Below are 19,297 nucleotides of genomic sequence, written 5' to 3' on the forward strand. Positions count from 1 at the left end.
TAGCCTTGATTATAAAGATCTACTACTTTTGCAATAGCGTCATGGGCCCCACGGTGGGGACGGAAGCCAAAACTGTTATCAGAGAAAACACGCTCAAAGATAGGCGTAAGAATTTGGGCTACAGCTTGTTGAACCATTCGGTCCACCACAGTTGGTATTCCAAGTCTTCTTACTCCACCATTAGGCTTCGGAATTTCTACCCGTTTGACTGGTGCTGGTTTATACTTGCCCTCACGCAAACTAGCGATCAGTTCCATCTGATTTTCTCTGAGATATGGCAGAAGGTCATTAACTGTCATATCGTCAATGCCTGCTGCTCCTTTATTTCTCTTAACTCGCAAATAAGCCTGATTAAGGTTATTGCGATCCAAGACTAAGTCTTGGATAGTGACACTCATACCTTTACCTTCACCATAACCGGTACTACGCGCCCTTGTGTACTTTCGGTTTTCCAAACCTATCCTCGACAAGCGGTCAGCTTGTTGTTCTGTTTTCTGCGATCGTCGCACCTGATTACACCTCCGATATAAGTTACAAGTTATTGTCGTTCAGTCCTTCATCTGATTACTCAAACTACTATGACCTCGGCTGACTCCTGACTTACTCAACGCTACATCACTGTACTGCTTGCTTCTGTGGAAATTTATCTTATTCCTCTTGTCGGAAGCTTGTAAGTCAGGCCTCCTCGGGTAAGAATATTAGCTTTCGTACCATGTCATCGTTAGCTTTACTGAGACCAACTTCGAGTAGTATTGGACTTCAACTTGTCTAGCAGCCTTATCCAGTTAATTTCAGCCTTATAGCTACTTCTTGTTCATCGATGCAGTACTTTGCCTTAGACTTCCTTCAGATTCCACCTCACGGTGGACACCCTTGTCCTCAGCTCATGGTTCCGACTACTACGGCCCATAGCGGACTTTCACCACCTAGCTAATACTCATACCGGGCGCACTAAACAACAGGTACTACACATTTAGCAATTATGTAGTACCTGTTATTTTCGTCTATATATTAACTAAGATGAAGTTCAAAATGAAAAAGCAATCAAACACTTACTATCAATTGTAAATGCTGATTGCTTTTTTTACGCTCAATATTATAAGTTTTTGGTAGGGTTTTGGTAGGGAACAATGTTACTTTTTATAGATTTGAATTGATTTTGCACAGTTCAAATGCCGTTAAATTAGGATTCCGCTATCAAGTTAATAAGCAACATTATTCGTACTCAATAGTCGAAGGCGGCTTACTCGTGACATCATAAAGGATGCGGTTGACGTGGTCGACTTCGTTTACGATCCGGACCGAGATCTTCTGCAGAACATCCCATGGAATCTTAGCAAAGTCAGCCGTCATCCCGTCGATGGAGGTCACGGCACGGATGGCAACCGCGTAGTCGTAGGTCCGACCGTCACCCATTACCCCGACAGAACGAATCCCTGGCAGAACGGTGAAGTATTGCCAGATCTTCTCGTCAAGGCCGGCCCTCTTGATCTCAGCCCGCAGGATAGCGTCGGATTCACGAACGATCTCCAACTTTTCAGGAGTGATTTCGCCGATCACCCGAATTCCCAGGCCAGGGCCTGGGAATGGTTGCCGCCAAACCAGTTCGTGCGGAATACCCAGCTTTTCACCCAGTTCACGGGTTTCATCCTTGAAAAGCTTGCGCAGTGGTTCAATCAGCTTGAAACCAAGCTTCTTTGGTAGGCCCCCAACATTGTGGTGGGACTTGATCGTCTGGGCAGTATCAGTCCCGGATTCGATCACGTCGGTGTACAGGGTACCCTGGGCCAGGAAGTCGGCATCCGGAATCTTCTTGGCTTCTTCATTGAAGACTTCGATGAATTCCTTCCCGATAATCTTCCGCTTCTTTTCAGGATCAGTAACACCCTTCAACTTACCCAGGAAGCGGTCGGCAGCGTCAACCTTGATGATGTTAACCCCAAGGTCCCGGTTCAAGGCGTTCATAACCTGGTCGGCTTCGTTCTTCCGCAACAGACCGTGGTCTACGAAAATACAAGTCAGTTGGTCCCCAATGGCCTTGTGGATCAGGACGGCTGTAACGCTGGAGTCCACCCCACCGGACAAACCGAGGATAACCTTCTTGTCGCCGACCTCTTTACGAATGTGGTCGATCTGCAGGTCGATGAAGTCATCCATCGTCCAGTTATCGTTAGCGCCACAAACGTCAAAGGCAAAGCGCCGCAGGATATCGAGCCCGTATTCGGAGTTCCGTACTTCGGCGTGGAACTGAATCCCGTAGAACTTCCGCTTATCATCCGCAATGGAGGAAATCGGGCAGTTCTTGCTGGTGGCCATTACCTTGAAACCATCGGGGGCCTTGGTAACCAGGTCACCGTGACTCATCCAGACATACTGCTTCTTTGGCAGGCCCTTGAAGAGGACTGCATCATCGTCGAGCACCTTGATGCCGGCCCGACCGTATTCGGAGTTCTCAGCCTTCTCAACCTTACCACCGAGATCGTAGGACATCAGCTGCATCCCGTAGCAGATCCCCAGGATTGGGATCCCTAACTTAAAGATTTCTGGATCAACCTTGAATGCATCTGGATCATACACACTGTTTGGCCCACCGGAGAAGATAATTCCCTTGAGGTTCTTGATCTTCTTGACCTCGTCGGCCGTAATCTTATGCGACAGCAGTTCGGAGTACACTCCAAAGTCCCGTAGCCGTCGGGTAATCAGCTGGTTGTACTGGCTCCCGAAATCAAGCACGATGATCTTATCGAATGCATCTAAATTGACGTTTGCCACAATGCCACTTCCTTTGATTGAAATTTTATTCTTAGAGGCTAGTTTACAGGCTAGAAGCCGGACGGTCAACCACATTTGGTGATTAATTGTTGTGTTTTTGCCGTCATTCCTATTATATCCATAAGCCGGGCAAATGTTCATCCCCAAATAGCGAAAATCACATTGCAAAAAACGGACCAGCAGGCTGCTGATCCGTCGCAAAGGTATGTTTATGTGTGTGTAGATTGATGTATAGATTAATGACTATTCGTTCAAAGCGGCGGTTAGGAGTACTAATTCTTGGGCAACTGCCTGTTCGTCAAGCTGGGTGTGCTCCTTATCAACGATCGTGATCATTTTTTATCCTCCTCCCTATTCAAGGCCAAAAAGTGCACAACAATACTATCGACGGTGAAACCATGCTGAGCTGCGATCGTTGGGCCATCCCCACTTTGGCCAAACTGATCGACCCCGATTACGTCGCCGTCGAGGCCCACATACTGCCGCCACATCACTGGTGACGCCATCTCGACGGCTAACCGGGTCCGCAGGTGGTCCGGCAGTACCTGCTCACGGTAGGCTGCCGGCTGCTGGTTAAAGCGTTCCATGCTGACCATCGATACAACCCGGACCTTGATCCCGTGTTGCTTAGCCAAGCGTTCCCGGGCGGCCAGGGCCAATGAGAGTTCGGATCCGCTAGCCATGATGATCCCCTGTGGCTTATGAGCATCGGCGACCACGTACGCTCCTCGCTCGCCAAGTGCCCCTACAGTTTCGTCAAGGACGGGCAGCCCCTGCCGGGAAGCAATGATCACGCTTGGCCGGTCGGTCGTCTTGGCGATGGTCTGCCAGACCGCTACCATCTCGTTGACGTCGGCGGGCCGGAAAACCTGCACATTAGGAATCGTCCGCAACATGGCCAATTGTTCAACCGGTTCATGGGTGGGACCATCTTCGCCTACCGCCAGGGAATCATGAGTCAGGATGAAGACAGATGGGATCTGCTGCAAAGCGGCCAAGCGGATCGCCGCCTTCAGGTAGTCGCTGAATACCATGAAGGTTGAACAGTAGGCTAAACTGCCACCGTGAAGGTTAATCCCGTTGGTGATCGCCGCCATCGCAAACTCCCGAACCCCAAAGTAGATGTTGCGTCCGCCATAATTAGCGGGCTTGAAGGTATCGTAGTTCTTCAAGAGGGTCTTGTTGGAAGAGAAGAGGTCCGCGGAACCACCCCAGAGCTGCGGGTTCCGCTTGGCCAGATCCTGCATCGCCTCGGAGTTAGCAACCCGGGTTGAGACCTGGTCTCCCGACTCATGATGGTTGGTCAGGTCCCGAATATCTAGCCGTTGACTGGTCAGCTGTTCTGCCTCCTCAGGGAACTCCCGTTGATAATCAGCGAAGAGCCCCCGCCACTCGTTATAGTGCTTCTTCTTGCCAAACACGTACTGAGCAAACTGCCGGTAGACATCATCCGGGTATTCAAATGGCTGGTAATCCCAGCCATAATTTTCCCGGGTAACGGCCAGGTTAGCTGCCCCCAGCGGTGAACCGTGGACCTTACTGGTTCCCTCGTCAGGTGAGTTATAACCGATCGTCGTCTTGACCTCAATTAGGGATGGCTGGGCCGTCTTCTGGGCACGGCTGATCGCCCGGGCAATCGCGTCCAGGTCACTGCCATCCGTGACCAGCTGATAATCCCAGTGCGCTGCCATGAAGCGTTCCCCAATATTTTCACTGCAGCTGAGATTCAGCGGTCCATCCAAGGAAACATCATTGGAATCGTAGAGCACGATCAGCCGGCCCAACCGGTTTTTCCCAGCCAGTGCCATTGCTTCGCTCGCAACCCCTTCCATCAGGTCACCGTCCCCCACGATGGAGTAGGTGAAGTGGTCAATAATCGGGTAGCCCGGCTTGTTATATTGAAGGGCCAGGTGGCGTTCCGCCATTGCCATTCCCACGGCTATCGCAAAGCCCTGACCCAGCGGACCGGTAGAGGCATCGACCCCTGGCGTCAAACGGTACTCAGGGTGGCCCGGGGTCCGGGAACCAAGCTGCCGGAAGGCCTTAATATCGGCAATGGACAGATCAAAACCGTTGAAATGTAGGAGACTGTAAAGAAGTGCTGAGCAGTGCCCACCGGAGAGGACGAAGCGGTCGCGGTTCAGCCACTGCGGATCGTTGGGGGCGAAGTGCATAAATTTCTCCCAAAGCGTATACGCCAGCGGAGCCATCCCCAGCGGCGAACCGGGATGACCACTATGGGCCCGTTCAATCATATCAATGCTCATAAAGCGCAGGGCATTCACTGCCTGCTGATCTTGATCAGTGAACTGGGATTTCGGTGTCAGCACCACTGATGCGTTTCGACTAGTAATCATTTTCTTACCTCATTTTCTTCGTTTAGTTTTTCGAATGGGTCGGAAAGCAACCCATCAACGTTGATGTCATTGATCACCTGCTGCCGGGCAGTTTCTAAAAGTGGACCACCATAGAGAATCACAATCTGGCGTGCTGCCGTCGTGCCATACCGTTCGGCAAGAAGGTCCCGGATCTGGCGATGGGCAATGCGAATCCGTTGGGCATCCGCAGGGAGCCAACACTTCCGGGCCCATTGCGGTCGGTAAACAATTGTCACTTGGTTAATCGATGCTGCAGTTACATTCCGGAACATCCCTGCAAGTTGGGCAAGGATTTCTTCCGCAAAGTCCAACGGCCGCAAGCGCTGGTCGCCCTCATCAAGACAAATGAATAGACGGCGTCGGGCGGTAAGTGCCCGGTAAATATTGCGTCCGGCCAGTCCGCTCCCCTCACTGCGGCACTCAATCCAAGCGTAGTCACTGAGCGTCACTGCATCATTTTTAGTGCTGATCGTCAGTGGTAACTGACGGGAGCCTTGCACTGGTAACACACTTTTTAGCATCTTAATCACCATTCACCTTTCTATTTCTGCAGGCGCTCGAATTCTGCCCAATCTTTTTCAAAGGCGACCAGCCCCTGGTCTGTCAGCGGGTGTTTCCATAGTTTGACCAGGATCTTGGCAGGAATCGTCGCGATGTCACAGCCGGCCAGTGCCACCTGCTCGACGTGCTGGTAATTACGGATCGACGCCGCAATGATCTCCGTTCGGTAACCATAATTATCAAAGATCTGACGAAGCTTTTGAACCAGCTCAACCCCATCGGCGCCAATATCATCAAGCCGCCCGAGGAATGGACTGACGTAGGTGGCACCAGCTTTGGCAGCGAGTAATCCCTGTATAGCTGAGAAAACCAGGGTGACATTGGTCTTGATCCCTTCTTGCGATAACGCTTTAACGGCCTTGAGTCCCTCGGCAGTCATCGGAATCTTCACCACAATGTTATCTGCCCATTTGCTCAGCACCCGGGCCTGTTCGACCATCGCTGGGGCTTCGCTAGCTGTTACTTCCGCACTAACCGGACCGTCGACAATCTCACAGATCTGCTTCTCGACGCTTTCCCAGTCTTTTCCTTCCCGGGCAACCAGGGTGGGGTTCGTGGTAACCCCATCGATGATTCCAAGTTCATTGATCTGTTTGATATCCTCGACATTCGCCGTATCCGCAAAAATTTTCATGGTTATTATCTCCTTAGTCATTTTTCCGCTCGTTGAAGCATGCCTAATTTCTTAAGCGGTCTGTGAAAAAGTGTCAAGCAAATTTATTTAATTATTTTTTGTGCAACCGTTCGCCCTTCAGTCACCGCGCCAATTATTTTTACTAAAATTTACCGTTTTTACTAGAAAAGGGGTCCCAATTCCCGTAATTGATTTGGAATCTTTTCCAAATTTATGATATAGTCCAATCACTAGCTAAATTATTTTAATAGCTAAATTACAGTGGAGAAATCAAAGATGTTTATACGATCAGATCAACTAGACCAATTAGAGAAGTGCGATAGTATCAGGTACATTAAAGTCATCACCGGAGTCCGGCGATGTGGCAAAACAATTTTACTGCGTCAGGTAAAAGATTCATTGCGTCGCTGTGGAGTTGCCAACAACCAGATTCACTTCTTCAATTTCAGCCAGCTTCACCGCCAACAGCTGGCTGACTGGCAATCACTCATTAATTTAATTAGTAAAAAGCTCATCGAAAATAAGGTAAACTACCTCTTTCTCGATGAGCTTGACCAGCTCGATCACGTACCGGCCTTCCTCCAGGAGATAATAAAGCACCGAAACGTCAGCCTTTATATAACGGCCACGTCGCGATCATTTCTGGCCCGGCTGGCCCCGCTGCAATCGCGACTGGTCATCATCCCGGTCCTGCCATTAAGCTTTGCTGAGTTTTGCCAGCATCACCGCCAGCCTGCCAATGAACACACCCTCTATCAATACCTCAATGTCGGTGGTTTTCCCTTCGCTCAAGATGTCCGTGACCAGCTCACACGGGAAAACTACCTGGATGGCGTGTTCAACACTACGCTGGTGAACGGCTTTGCCAAGCACGGCACCCTCTGCAATCCATTTCTGACTAAGCAGCTGGCCATCTTTGTTGCCGGTCAGCTGGGCTTACCGATCAACGCCTCCCGGGCCGTCAGCGGTTTGAAGAAAATCGGTGTCCCGGCATCCAGCAAGACGCTCAGCACCTACCTGACCCTCCTTGCCGACACCTACCTTTTCTACCCCTGTCACGAACTCGATCTCACTACCAACCGGGTCAAGCCGACCAACGCCAAGTACTATCCGGTCGACCCCAGCCTGCGTAATTACCTGACCAACCAAAAAGGAGTGCTCTCCCAAGCAAACTTGGAGGCACTCCTCTTCATCGAACTCGTTCGGCGGGGCTATTCAGTCTACGCCAACAAACGGTTCACTTTCATTGCTGATCGGCATCAGCAACGTACTTATATTCAGTTTTCATATTCTATTCGCAACCAGCACGAATACGACCAGGCAATCGCCAGTCTGCGTAGTCTCCCAGTCGACTGCCAGAAGCAGCTAATCGTCTTGCGGATTGCCGATATCCTATCTCAGGATCCGGCAGTACCGATGTCCCTTCTGACCGACTGGCTTATTGAGAATCAGTCCGTCTAATCGCGCCGCAGGTAGACCCGGTCAACTACATGGCCCACAGTCTTATGCAGGATCACATTAGCCCGGCTCTTTGTCGGCAGGATGAACTCCTCCAGATTTGGCAAGTCAACGCGCTGCCACACGTCCCGGGCCATCTTGAAGGCTTCGTCCCGGCTCCCCTGCGAGTACGGGTAGTAATAATTGGACGGATCGGTGAAGGCAGTGTCCAGCAACATTCCAAAACGTTGGAGGTACCACTGCTCGATCAGGGACGGATCGGCATCAACGTACAGTGACAGGTCAAAGTAGTCGCTGACGTAAATCCGCTGATTGGTTGGCAGTTGGAGAGTATTGATCCCTTCGACAATCAGGATATCGGGTTGCTCGATCAGCTGCGGCCGGTCCAACTGGACATCGTAGATCTGGTGGGAATACGTCGGCGCCTTCAGCTCGGGCTCGCCCGCCTTGACATCATTTAGGAACTTCAGGAGCCGCTCCATATCGTAGGATTCGGGAAACCCCTTCCGATCCATGATCCCCCGCCGCTCCAGTTCTGCGTTGGGATAAAGGAAACCATCCGTGGTCATCAACTCGACCCGCTTATCTGGCAGGAGCTTGTTGAGCAGGATACTGAGCAGCCGGGCAATTGTGCTCTTGCCGACCGCCACCGACCCGGCGATCCCGATAATGTAGGGAACGCGGTGGACAGGCTGGCGGAGGAAGTTGGCCTTCTGCATCTGCCATTCCAAGAAGTTCTGGTAGCGCAGCTGGATCAGCTTAATCAGGGGCAGGTAGATGTCCTGAACATCCTCAATCGAGATTCGGTCGTTCAGCGACTTGATATCCTCCAAGTTGTCCTGGCTTAATCGTACCTTATTAGTCGGAAAGAAGCTGTGCCAGGTCTGCCGATCAAATTGTTCATAATTCATCCATTCATCCATTATTCATGTTTCCTTAGTCTAATTTTTAGTAAGCGTTTACTATTATGTTACCACACGGTACGGGGCATGACTCACCAAACCGTCTTGTGGATTACTTCACTATTTGCCATTGCTAGTCTACTGGACTCCGGGGCAAAAAGCAACTAAACGTTATAGACGCAAAAACGGCTTAGCGCCCACACATGCTAAGCCGTTTTTTCAGTATTAAATTAGGCGGGTTACGAAGTTGAACTGGCAACCGGTTCGGTCCCACCGATCTTAGCCTTGTTGAGCAGTAGCGATGAGGTGACCACGGAAACAGAACTGAACGCCATGGCCAGCGCCGCAAACTCAGGGCTGAGCTGCAGGCCGAAGCCGACGAAGACACCCGCCGCAATCGGCACCCCGATGACGTTGTAGATCAAGGCCCAGAACAGGTTGAGCTTGATCCGGCTGAAGGTCTTCTTGCTGATGTCGATGGCCTTCACGACCCCACGAAGGTCGTTTTGAACCAGGACAATGCTCCCGGACTCGATCGCAATATCAGTACCAGAACCCATGGCGATTCCCACGTTGGCGGTCGTCAGGGCCGGAGCATCGTTGATCCCGTCGCCAACAAAGGCTACCTTGCCATTCTGTTCCAGGGCCTTGACGTGCTCAGCCTTCTCATTTGGCAGAACATTGGCGATAACCTGGTCGATGCCGACTTCCTTGGCAATGGCGTTGGCGACCCGCTCGTTGTCCCCCGTCAGCATAACGGTCTTCAAGCCCCGCGCTTTCAGATCGGCAATGGCTTGGGCAGAGCTTGGCTTTGGGGCATCCTGGATGGCGATCAGGCTGATTATCTGCTTGGCCAGGCCAACAAGGACGACCGTCTTGGCCTCATCCTGCAGAGCCGCCATCCGCCGCTTCATTCCGGCAGAGATCCGGTAGTCAGCCAGGAGCTTGTCGTTGCCGACAAAGGCCTGCTGGCCGTCAATCACGGCTTGGACCCCCTTACCTTCAACCACCGCGAAGTCCGTAACCGTCTGTGGTTCGACCTGTTTTTCCTTGGCAGCGTTCATGACCGCCTTGGCCAACGGGTGTTCAGAGGAAGCTTCCAGGCTGGCAGCCACCCGGAGAACCTGGTCTTGGTTCCCGATAATGTCCGTCACTGTTGGCTTACCGACCGTAATCGTCCCCGTCTTATCAAAGACCACGGCCTTAACATCGTTGATCTCTTCCAGGGCCTGACCATCCTTGATCAGAACCCCCATCTTAGCAGCCCGGCCAGTTCCAACCATCAGCGCGGTTGGGGTGGCTAGACCGAGGGCACATGGGCAGGCGATCACAATGACGGCGACCGCAAACAGCATGGCCTGGACAAGGGTGGCACCCAGGAAGCTGTACCAGATCACAAAGGTGGCAATCGCAATGATCAGCACCGTTGGGACAAAGAAGCCGGAGATCTTATCAGTCAGGTTTTGGATTGGCGCGTGACTGGTCTGCGCCTTCTTCACCATCTCAACGATCTGGGAGAGCATCGTGTCCTTGCCGACCTTGGTAGCACGGAACTGGATGGCCCCGTCGCCGTTGATCGTTGAGCCGACCACGTCATCGCCGACCTTCTTGGAAACCGGTATGGATTCACCGGTGATCATCGATTCATCCAGGGTCGTCTTCCCGCTGGTGATGACCCCGTCAACGGGAACCTTTTGTCCGGGCTTAACCTGGATAATGTCACCAACCTGAACCTGGTCGAGAGGAACCTGAACGAACTTGCCATCCCGCAGTACTTCAGCGCTCTTTATCTGGAGGTCCAGGAGCTTCTTCAGGGCGTTGGAGGCATTGTTGTGCATCCGTTCCTCCATCGTATCGCCGAGCAGGACGAAGACTGAAATGAAGGCCGCACTCTCGAAGTAGACCGGCCGGCCGGTGATCATCGCAAACAGGCTGTAGAAGTAGGCAATCGAAGTCCCGATCGCCACTAGGGTGTTCATGTTGGCGTTGTGGTGCTTGAAGGCCGCCCAAGCGCTGGTCCAGTATGGCAGGGCCGCCACCAGCATGATCAAGGTCGTGGTGATGAAGGCGATCCAGGTGTATCCTGGCATATTCCAGTGGAACGGCATCGCCAACATTTGAATCAGCATCGGGATCACCAGAACAAATGAAATCCAGAAACGCTGGATACTTGTCAGGTGTTTCATCACTTCACAACCACCTTTCCGTGGAACATCCCCATCCCGCAGGAGTAATCGTATTCCCCGGCCTTATCAGGGGCAATTGAAATCGTCACATCCTCATTCAGCGGCAGGTCCTGTTCAAAGTTCAGATCCGTTGACCCCACCTTAGCGAGACACGATGACGGGTTAGTCCGGTTGAAAACTAGCTTAGTGGTAATCCCCTTTGGTACCTCCACCGTCTGTGGTTCGTAACCGTTCTTGACATCAATCTTGACTAACTTTTCCATTATTCTCGATCTCCTTTTTGATTAACTATTGCTTGGATTACTTAACAATTACCTTGCCTTGGAACATGTCCATCCCACATGCGAAGTCGTATTCACCGCTCTTGTCGGTTGGAATGTCCACCGTCGTTACGGGCTGCTTGGTCAGGTCCTCATCAACTCCCAGCTTAGAGAAGACCACGTGGGAGAGGCAGGCGGTGGAGTCCTTCATATCGAAGTTGACTTTGCCCGGCATCCCCTTCTTCAGGACCACCGTCGATGGGGAGTAGCCGCCCTTAACCACCACGGTTGCCTCTTGAACATGACCGTTAACGCTCGCGTCACCAGCCTGCTCGGTGTGCTTGCCGAAGAACCACCACAAGATCGCGATGATTAAAATGATTCCAATAATTAGCGCTAACGTCTGTCCCATTATTTCCACCTCGTTATTTGTTTACATCTGTAATTTCAATTATTACCCTACACCTATCGTTTACATATGTCAACACAAACCAATTAAAAAAAACAGCGAACCGGCTTTTAACCTTGTTCGCTGTTTTTCACCTTATGGCTTTGGGAAATTCAACTTTGGATAATTCTCCAGCTCCGGTGCATCAGTTGTATAGTCATCAAAGGTACTCTGGTTATTGTTCTCACTCTTCAGACTTGTCTTTTGCTTCTTCTGCTGTTGCTTCAGGTTCTGCAGACTCTTCTTCAGGTTGTAAGTGTACTTCTTCTTATCAACCTTCTTGAAGCCTGGCAGCTTGTAGAAGCGGAGCAGGTCCCCGTTGACAACCTTGTCGGACAAGCCGAGGTCCGTGGTGACGTACTTCTGAATCTTACTGAATTCAGCTTTCTGCTTGGCCGTGGCCTTGGTGATCTGCTTACCGTTCTTGGTGTAGAAGTATTCACCGTTGTACTTAGTGTACTTTGGCGTTACCCAATCACCATCACGGAATGGTACGATTTGGTTGCGGTCCGGTGACAGCAGGTCCTGACCAAACTGGATGTAGTTCTTGGAACTGATGCCCAGCAGGTCTTCCAGGGTTGGCAGGACATCGATTTCTCCACCATAAGTGTGATCGATGCCGCCCTTGAGGCCCGGCATGTTGATCATGAACGGCACCTTCTGGAACATGGCCATGTCATAGTTGGTCAGCTTCTTCTTGTGCAGGATCTGGGCAATCGCCGGCTGGTGGTTATTGGAGATTCCGTAGTGGTCCCCGTATAAGATCAGAACACTGTTTTGACGCAGGCCAGACTTGTCGAGGTAGTCCAAGAACTCACCCAATGACTCATCCAAGTAGCGGGCCGTCTGGACGTACGGATCAACTGTGTCGTCCCCGGTCTTCCATGGTTCGATGTCCTTATTCTGCTTATCCAGGATGTATGGATAGTGGTTTGTGACCGTGATGATCTTGGCATAGAACGGTTGCGGCAGCTGCTCGATGTAGTGGGCCGATTCCTTCATGAAGATCTTATCCTTCATCCCGTAACCGGCATCGTAATCCTTAGTCTTTGGGAAGTACTGCTTGCTGAAGAAGTACTGGTAGCCAAATGACTTGTAGGCATTATCCCGGTTCCAGAAACTTGGCACGTCCCCGTGGAAGGAGGCCGTCGTGTAGCCCAGCTTCTGGTGCAGAAGGGCCGGTGCAGACTGAAAGGTGTTGGTTGTCCCATCGGTTACCATTGCAGAACCTTCAGGCAGCCCGAAGAGGGAGTTTTCCAACATCGTTTCGGCATCGGCGGTCTTCCCTTGCCCAACCTGGTGGAAGAAGTTATCGAAGGCCAGGGTGTCGCTGGCGTGGTAAATCTTATCCAGGTTTGGCATGACTTCTTGACCGTCCTGCTTGTAGTCGATCATGAACTGCTGGAGACTCTCCAAGTGAATAACAAAGATGTTCTTCCCCTTGGCAACCCCCTCATACTGGACGTTTGGCCCGACATAGTTGTGATGGATGAAGTTCAGGACGGGTTTCAATTGATCCTGGTTGGCGCGAGCCTTAACGACACTGTTATGGGTGGTCTTCACCCCGTCATAGATCGTATAGGCCTGGAGCCCCAGGTACTTAACGATGTAGTTGTTATCAAAGGTCCGGGTCAGCAATTGTGAACGATCCTTCTCGGCCATCCCCAGGTTCGCCCCGAACAGGACCAGACCGAGCATTGTGATCGTCATTGCATAGCGAACCTTGAAGTAACGCATGTCGACCCGAATAATATGGAACAAAAGAATCAGGGCGAGGATGATCACATCGGCGTATACGAGGAAGTCCTCAGGCCGCATGATCCCCATCAGGCTCTTTCCCAAGTTATTGGAAGCCGCCCCCGATCCTTTGATCACGTTAAAGGTGATAAAATCGGAAAATTCGCGATAGTATAAGATGTTTGAAAAGAGCCAGGTCGATAGCAAGGCATTGATGATGATCATCAGCCAATACGACAGCCGGCCCCGGAAGTACAGCGCAATTCCCAGGAAGACCAGGGCCCCCGGAATTGTATTAAACGCGAGCAGGAAGTGTTGCATGCTTCCCTTGACACCAAGGTTAAATTCATTTTGATATGCCCAGTAGCTCTTGATACAGAACAAGAGCACCACGAGCAGAAAGAACCCGAGCTTGGTATTTAAGCCGCGTCGTAGCTTCTGCAACGCTGTTTTCATGTTTGTTCCTCCAGTAAAAAAGATCAATACTTACAATAATACACTATTGCCCGCGATAGCAATCATAATTAGTTTATTTTTCAAAAAAGTTTAGAAATTTGGCCGGCATTTATCGCGATGGCGCCAGCGGCTAACCATTTTAACGCACAAGATGCCCAGCACTTGTTCACAATGCTGAACATCTTCCTATTAATGTTTGATTAGCTGGTACTCATCCTCGGGCACTCCATCCAAAAGAGCGGACGGTGTCCCGGTTACTGTCAGGGTCAGGGCGTGCATGGCCCGGGAACAGATCGTGTAAAGCAGCTGGCGCTCATCGTCGCCATGGTATTCCTGATCGTTGGCATTCCAAACGATCACGGCATCGAATTCCAGCCCCTTGGCCAGGAAGGACGGCACAATGATCGGGCCCTTGACCAGGCGCTGGTTTTCGGTCCGGATCAGGGTCGTCTTGACGTTGCGGCGTTCCAATTCCTGGTACAGTTGCTCACAGTCTTCCAAAGTCTTGCCGATGATGGCAACCACGTCATGCTCATCCCGGTACTTCTCAAGGGTGGCGACCACGGTGTCGACACTCTTCGCCGTCGTGGCGTCAACAATCACCTGCGGCAGGGCGCCGTTTCGATTAAAGGTCTCAATGGCTTCCCCGTTGACGAGGAGGTGCTTGGTGAAGTCGGTAATCTGCTTGGTTGACCGGTAGGACTTGGTCAGCTGGACCACCTTGGTCTTCTCCGGATCAAACATTGTTCCCAGCTGCTTCAAGAGGGAGTGACTGTTGGCGTGGGTGAAGATTGCCTGGTTGAGGTCCCCCAGCAGGGTGTACTTAGCCTTCGGGAAGCGGTACTTCAGGTAGGCGAGCTGGTAGGCATCGTAGTCCTGAACTTCATCGACGAAGACATAGCGGATGTCCCGCTGGCCCTTGCGCCCGGTGATCAAATCATAAAGGTAGAGATAAATCGTGATCCCGCTGGCACTGATCTGCCCTTTCTTCAGGTCTTCCTTCACCTGGTCGACGTATTTTTGCCACTGGTCGGTCGTCAAGTCATACTCACCGGGGTCAATCAGCTTGGGGGTAACTCGTAAAAGATGAAGGAACTGACCGTTGATATTGAGCCACTGGTTGTGGTTGATGGCCCGCTTGATCGGTTCAAAGGCCCGCATCACAATCCGCCGGGCCAGAAAACGGTATTCCTTGTCGTCACTTTCGAACTCCCGGGGCTCATTGGCGAAGAGTTCGTCAATCTGCTCCTTGCTCAGGTCCTGAATCCGCTGCTCGACCCACTTGCTCCGCATCTCGCTAGAAACGCGGTGGTTTAGGTACTTGATCAGGGCCTCCTTCGTCCCGTCCAGGCGGTTGCCCAGGTTGTAGTTATTGTTGAAGGAGTAGTAGATCTCCTTGATCTTCTCCTTGCTGATGAAAACCTTGCCGTTGAACATGATGTTGCGGAAACGCATGTTAGCGTGGCCCAGGTGCTTGGCATAGCGACCCGTCAGCTTGAAGTAGTTGAGACTCGTGACGAGGCGTTGAATCTTTTGAGCTGTGGCCGTCTGGTTGGCCGCAAAGCGCTGGGCCAGCGTTTGCACGTGGAGCCGCGGTACCCGCCGGTTCACAAACTGGAAGTAGGTCATCTGAACCATGTTGTGCTCCCCTAATTCCGGCAGTACCTGGTCGATGTAGTCATTGAAGAGCTGGTTCGGCGAGAAGAGGACTACCTGGGAGGAGGTCAAATTGCCCCGGTAACGGTAGAGCAGCCAGGCGACCCGCTGCAAGACCGCGGCTGTCTTCCCGCTCCCGGCTGCCCCCTGAACAAAGAGCAGTTCATCCTTGGTATCCCGGATAATCTCGTTTTGCGTCCGCTGAATCGTCGTCACGATGCTCTTCATCTTGGTGCTAGAGTGGTTGCCCAGCGCCTCGAGGAGCATCTGGTCCCCGACCTGTTCGTCGGTATCGAAGATGGTCACAATCGTTCCGTCCTTGATCTGGAACTGGCGCTTCAACGTCAGGTCAACTTCCTGTTTGCCGACTGGGGTATCGTAGCTGACCTTCCCTAATTTGCCCTCGTAATAAACGGAAGAAATCGGGGCCCGCCAGTCATACACCAGAAAGCGGTCGGGCTGGTCACTAAACGAGGCCAGGCCGATGTAGATCGACTCCGGCTTTGCGGCGCCCTTCTCCTGAAAGTCAATCCGGGCAAAGTAAGGCTTCTTCTCCAGGCGCTGCAGGGTTGTCAGGTGATCAGTGGCGTGCTGCCAGCTGTTCTGCCGTTCATCCAGCATCTGTTGCTGGGCCCTAAACGACATCGCCGTATCCATCATCCCTGAATAGGTCGTCGTGTTAAGGTGGATGTCATCAATCTGCTTGTTGATCCCCTTGATGTCATGCTTGGCGGTGTTGATCTTCTGCTCGGCCTTGCCCTCGGCCTTCTTAATCTCCGTCACTACATGGTCTAGGTGTTCCTGTTCATACTTTCTTACTGAATCTTCAACCACAGATATCTTCCTTTCTGCTTAAGGGACGCATCCCGCTAAAATCGTCTTACTATTATATCATCATCCCCCGAGCGACCGTTAACGTTTCGCCAGGGCGGTAAAGGATTGCTTAATTTTTGTAAGAAGCGCTAGGCAAGTACGCGCCAAACAGCCTACAATAAGAGTAGTATCTTCTGTCTGAAAGGAGCGGGTTCCATGGCCCACATTTTTTACATTCTGACCCATATTGCGGAAACCCTGATTCCAATGTTTCAATGGCTGGGGCCGTGGAGCTATGCCATCCTCTTTGCCTTAGTATTTATGGAAACGGGACTAGTGGTCTTTCCCTGGCTGCCAGGCGGATCGCTAGTTTTTTTGACCAGTTCTTTTATCGCGGTCAAACCGATTCTGAAGATGGAAATCGTGATTCCGGTCTTCTTTTTTGCCGCCTTCATCGGTGATTCCGTCAACTACTATATCGGTCACCGCCTTTCGCATTGGCGCTGGCTCAAACGCCAATTAGAGGGGCCCCGAATGGTCGAGGCCGGCAGATTTCTCAATCGTTACGGTTTCTGGGCGGTCGCCTTTGGCCGCTTCGTTCCCTTCATTCGGTCCTTTATTCCCCTGATCTCGGGAATCATGGGCTACAGCTTCCACCACTTCACCATCGCTAATATGGTCGGGGTCGCCTTCTGGGTTGCCTTGGGGTGCGGTTGCGGCTACTTCTTCGGCACGATTCCGTTCGTTCGCCAGCACTTCTCCCTTCTTATCCTGGCGTTTGTCCTGATTGGCCTTGCCGTCGCTGGGCTGACCTTCCTGATCAAAACCATTCGGCAGAGAATCATCAAGCGGAACCGGATGCTGTAGGAAGCTTGTTTGCTACTATTTGCGCGGCATTTCATGTTAGAATAGGTTCAGGATTTTATTCAATTTAGTTAAAGGAGTTTTTGGTACCATGGCAATTCATGTTTACTTTGTTCGTCACGGTCAGACCTACCTGAACCGCTACAACCGTATCCAAGGCTGGTCTGACGCCCCACTCACTGAAAAGGGTCAGGAGGATGCCAAGCGGGCCGGCAGACTGCTCTCCAAGGTGCATTTCGACTACCTCTTCAGCAGTGACCTGCCACGAACGCTGGCAACTTCCCGCCTGCTCCTGGCTGCCGACCCGAACACCGACATCACGGAGCCGATTCCGGAACCGGCTTTCCGAGAAGAGTTCTTCGGTTCATTTGAAGGTCAAAATGGTCCGTCATTCGCCGACTTCCTTGGCGGTGCCGAGGGCTACCACACCTTTGCTGCCATGGTCGGCGGCTGGGGTCCGGACAAGTTGAAGGACAAGGTGGCCGCAGCTGACCAATACGGCGATGCTGAGGACCATGTTCAATTCTGGAATCGGGTCAACAAGGGCTTTGACCGTCTGCGGGCCCTTCCAGATGGTTCAACGGTTGTCGTGGTTTCTCACGGGGCCACGATTCGTTCCATCGCCGCCCACTACTCCACTGAAATAGATCCTGGTGAGTCGCCACGCAACGGGAGCATCACCAAGCTGACCCTCGATGGCGATTCCACCCACGTTGATTTCTACAACAAACTTGAAATACCTGAATAATTAATCCACAAAGGGGGAAAATACTCTTCAATGGATACCAACATACAATCTGATGAATTAGTAATCATCACGGGCCTCGATACGGGCCAAGAAGACTATGACTACTCCATGGTTGAGCTAGCTGAACTGGCTCAGGCCAACCACATGGACGTTGTTCAACGGGTCGACCAGGTTATTGACCGTCCCAATCCTGCTACCTACTTCGGCAAGGGCAAGGTGCAGGAAATCAGTGACGTGGCGGCTGCTAACCACGCCACCACAATTATCACCAACGATGAACTGACCCCGAGTCAGCTCCGGAACCTGGAAGAAGAGACCGGCTGCCGGATCTTGGACCGGACTGCCCTCATCTTAGAGATCTTTGCCACTCGGGCCCAGACCAAGGAAGCCAAGCTCCAGGTTCAAATTGCCGAGCTGCAGTACCGGCTGCCACGTCTGCAGACCAGTGCCAGTCAGCGTCTCGACCAGCAGACCGGTGGCGGGAGCGGCTTTACCAACCGTGGTGCCGGGGAAACCAAGCTGGAAATGGACCGGCGGACGATTCAACACCAAATCACCCACCTGCGGCACGAATTGGCTACTATCGATAAGTCCGAACAGACCAAGCGCAAGCAACGGGCCAAGAGTGAGATTCCAACAGCGGCCCTGGTCGGTTATACCAACTCCGGCAAGTCCACCATCATGAACGGACTGGTTAAACGCTACGGCAAGGTAGAAGACAAGACTGTCTTCGAAAAGGACATGCTCTTCGCCACCCTGGACACCAGCGTACGGCGGATGACCCTGCCTGACCAGAAGGAGTTCCTGCTCAGTGACACCGTCGGCTTCGTCAGCAAGCTACCGACCCAGCTGGTGGAATCCTTCAAGTCGACCCTGGCCGAAGCCGCCAACGCCGACCTCCTCATCCAGGTAATCGACTACTCCGATCCCCACTACGAGGAAATGATGGAGACAACCAAGAAGACGCTCAAGCAGATTGGTATCCACGACATTCCAATGGTCAACGTCTTCAATAAGGCCGACAAGACCGAGATTGAGTTCCCCGTCCTGGAGGGTGACGACCAGATCGTCATCTCCGCTAAGCAGGGGGCTTCCCTGGAACTTCTGGTGGACGTTATCCGCAAGCACCTCTTCAAGGACTATGTTCAAACCAAGCTCCTGATACCATTTTCCGATGGGCAGGTGGTCTCCTACCTCAACGAGCACTCCAACATTCTGGATACCGAATACCAGAATGACGGTACCCTGTTGACGGTCGAGGCCGCGCCGCAGGACTACCAGCGCTTTGCCAAGTACGAGGTTAAATCATGATAAAATAAAGCTGAGAAAGGTGAAGACCTCCCTCAGCTTTTTTAATGATGTTTGGCCGGAAATCCCGTGACTTTAGTCATGGGATGGATAGGCCCCTTTAGCGCCCGTTAGGG

General features: G+C 52.0%; 15 protein-coding genes. 4 read left to right on the plus strand and 11 right to left on the minus strand.

Going from position 1 to position 19,297, the window contains the following annotated elements; translation table 11 throughout:
- From QOS10_RS06765 to fsa, 5 genes are all read right to left on the minus strand, one after another.
- On the minus strand, positions 1-509 hold a 509-nt coding region (locus QOS10_RS06765), incomplete at its 3' end, for a reverse transcriptase domain-containing protein (protein WP_283594660.1).
- 706 nt (positions 510-1,215) lie between these two features.
- Positions 1,216-2,772 carry a glutamine-hydrolyzing GMP synthase gene (gene guaA / locus QOS10_RS06770; RefSeq protein ID WP_283594663.1) on the minus strand — a complete coding sequence of 519 codons (1,557 nt, stop codon included), beginning with the start codon at positions 2,770-2,772 and terminating at the stop codon, positions 1,216-1,218.
- Positions 2,773-3,104: 332 nt separating this feature from the next.
- Positions 3,105-5,129 carry a transketolase gene (gene tkt / locus QOS10_RS06775; protein ID WP_283594665.1) on the minus strand — a complete coding sequence of 675 codons (2,025 nt, stop codon included), beginning with the start codon at positions 5,127-5,129 and terminating at the stop codon, positions 3,105-3,107.
- Positions 5,126-5,671 (minus strand): triose-phosphate isomerase, encoded by a 546-nt coding sequence (locus QOS10_RS06780; protein WP_283594667.1) that lies wholly within the window; start codon positions 5,669-5,671, stop codon positions 5,126-5,128. Before QOS10_RS06780 ends, tkt begins: the two co-directional genes overlap by 4 nt.
- Before the next feature lie 20 nt (positions 5,672-5,691).
- On the minus strand, positions 5,692-6,345 hold the full coding sequence (gene fsa / locus QOS10_RS06785) for a fructose-6-phosphate aldolase (RefSeq protein WP_283594668.1): 654 nt from the start codon (positions 6,343-6,345) through the stop codon (positions 5,692-5,694).
- Positions 6,346-6,621: 276 nt separating this feature from the next.
- Between fsa and QOS10_RS06790 the strand changes: the two genes are divergently transcribed.
- A complete protein-coding gene (locus tag QOS10_RS06790; protein WP_283594669.1) occupies positions 6,622-7,806 on the plus strand; it encodes an ATP-binding protein in 1,185 nt (394 codons plus the stop codon).
- Here QOS10_RS06790 and coaA read toward each other — a convergent pair.
- From coaA to helD, 6 genes are all read right to left on the minus strand, one after another.
- On the minus strand, positions 7,803-8,726 hold the full coding sequence (coaA, locus tag QOS10_RS06795) for a type I pantothenate kinase (protein ID WP_283594670.1): 924 nt from the start codon (positions 8,724-8,726) through the stop codon (positions 7,803-7,805). The two genes, QOS10_RS06790 and coaA, sit on opposite strands and share 4 nt — an antisense overlap.
- A gap of 218 nt (positions 8,727-8,944) precedes the next feature.
- Complete coding sequence (locus QOS10_RS06800) at positions 8,945-10,891, minus strand: copper-translocating P-type ATPase (RefSeq protein WP_283594671.1); 1,947 nt, start codon at positions 10,889-10,891, stop codon at positions 8,945-8,947.
- Entirely contained in the window at positions 10,891-11,154 is a 264-nt protein-coding gene (locus tag QOS10_RS06805; protein ID WP_283594672.1) for a cupredoxin domain-containing protein, read from the minus strand. The genes QOS10_RS06800 and QOS10_RS06805 overlap by 1 nt, the downstream gene beginning before the upstream one ends.
- 37 nt (positions 11,155-11,191) lie before the next feature.
- Entirely contained in the window at positions 11,192-11,563 is a 372-nt protein-coding gene (locus QOS10_RS06810) for a cupredoxin domain-containing protein (protein WP_283594673.1), read from the minus strand.
- Between the two features lie 132 nt (positions 11,564-11,695).
- Positions 11,696-13,792 (minus strand): LTA synthase family protein, encoded by a 2,097-nt coding sequence (locus QOS10_RS06815; protein WP_283594674.1) that lies wholly within the window; start codon positions 13,790-13,792, stop codon positions 11,696-11,698.
- A 189-nt stretch (positions 13,793-13,981) separates the two neighbouring features.
- Complete coding sequence (gene helD, locus QOS10_RS06820) at positions 13,982-16,282, minus strand: RNA polymerase recycling motor HelD (RefSeq protein WP_283594675.1); 2,301 nt, start codon at positions 16,280-16,282, stop codon at positions 13,982-13,984.
- A gap of 195 nt (positions 16,283-16,477) precedes the next feature.
- Here helD and QOS10_RS06825 point away from each other — a divergent pair, with 195 nt between their 5' ends.
- From QOS10_RS06825 to hflX, 3 genes are all read left to right on the plus strand, one after another.
- Positions 16,478-17,128, plus strand: coding sequence for a DedA family protein (locus QOS10_RS06825; protein ID WP_283594676.1), 651 nt, complete (start codon positions 16,478-16,480; stop codon positions 17,126-17,128).
- Positions 17,129-17,216: 88 nt separating this feature from the next.
- Positions 17,217-17,873: a histidine phosphatase family protein gene (locus QOS10_RS06830; protein ID WP_283594678.1), complete on the plus strand. Its 657-nt coding sequence runs from the start codon at positions 17,217-17,219 to the stop codon at positions 17,871-17,873.
- Between the two features lie 30 nt (positions 17,874-17,903).
- The gene (hflX, locus tag QOS10_RS06835; RefSeq protein WP_283594681.1) at positions 17,904-19,184 is read left to right on the plus strand and encodes a GTPase HflX; all 1,281 of its coding nucleotides are present in this window, start codon (positions 17,904-17,906) and stop codon (positions 19,182-19,184) included.
- Positions 19,185-19,297: the final 113 nt, after the last annotated feature.

The sequence above is a fragment of the Limosilactobacillus galli genome (assembly GCF_947381495.1).
GTDB lineage: Bacteria > Bacillota > Bacilli > Lactobacillales > Lactobacillaceae > Limosilactobacillus > Limosilactobacillus galli.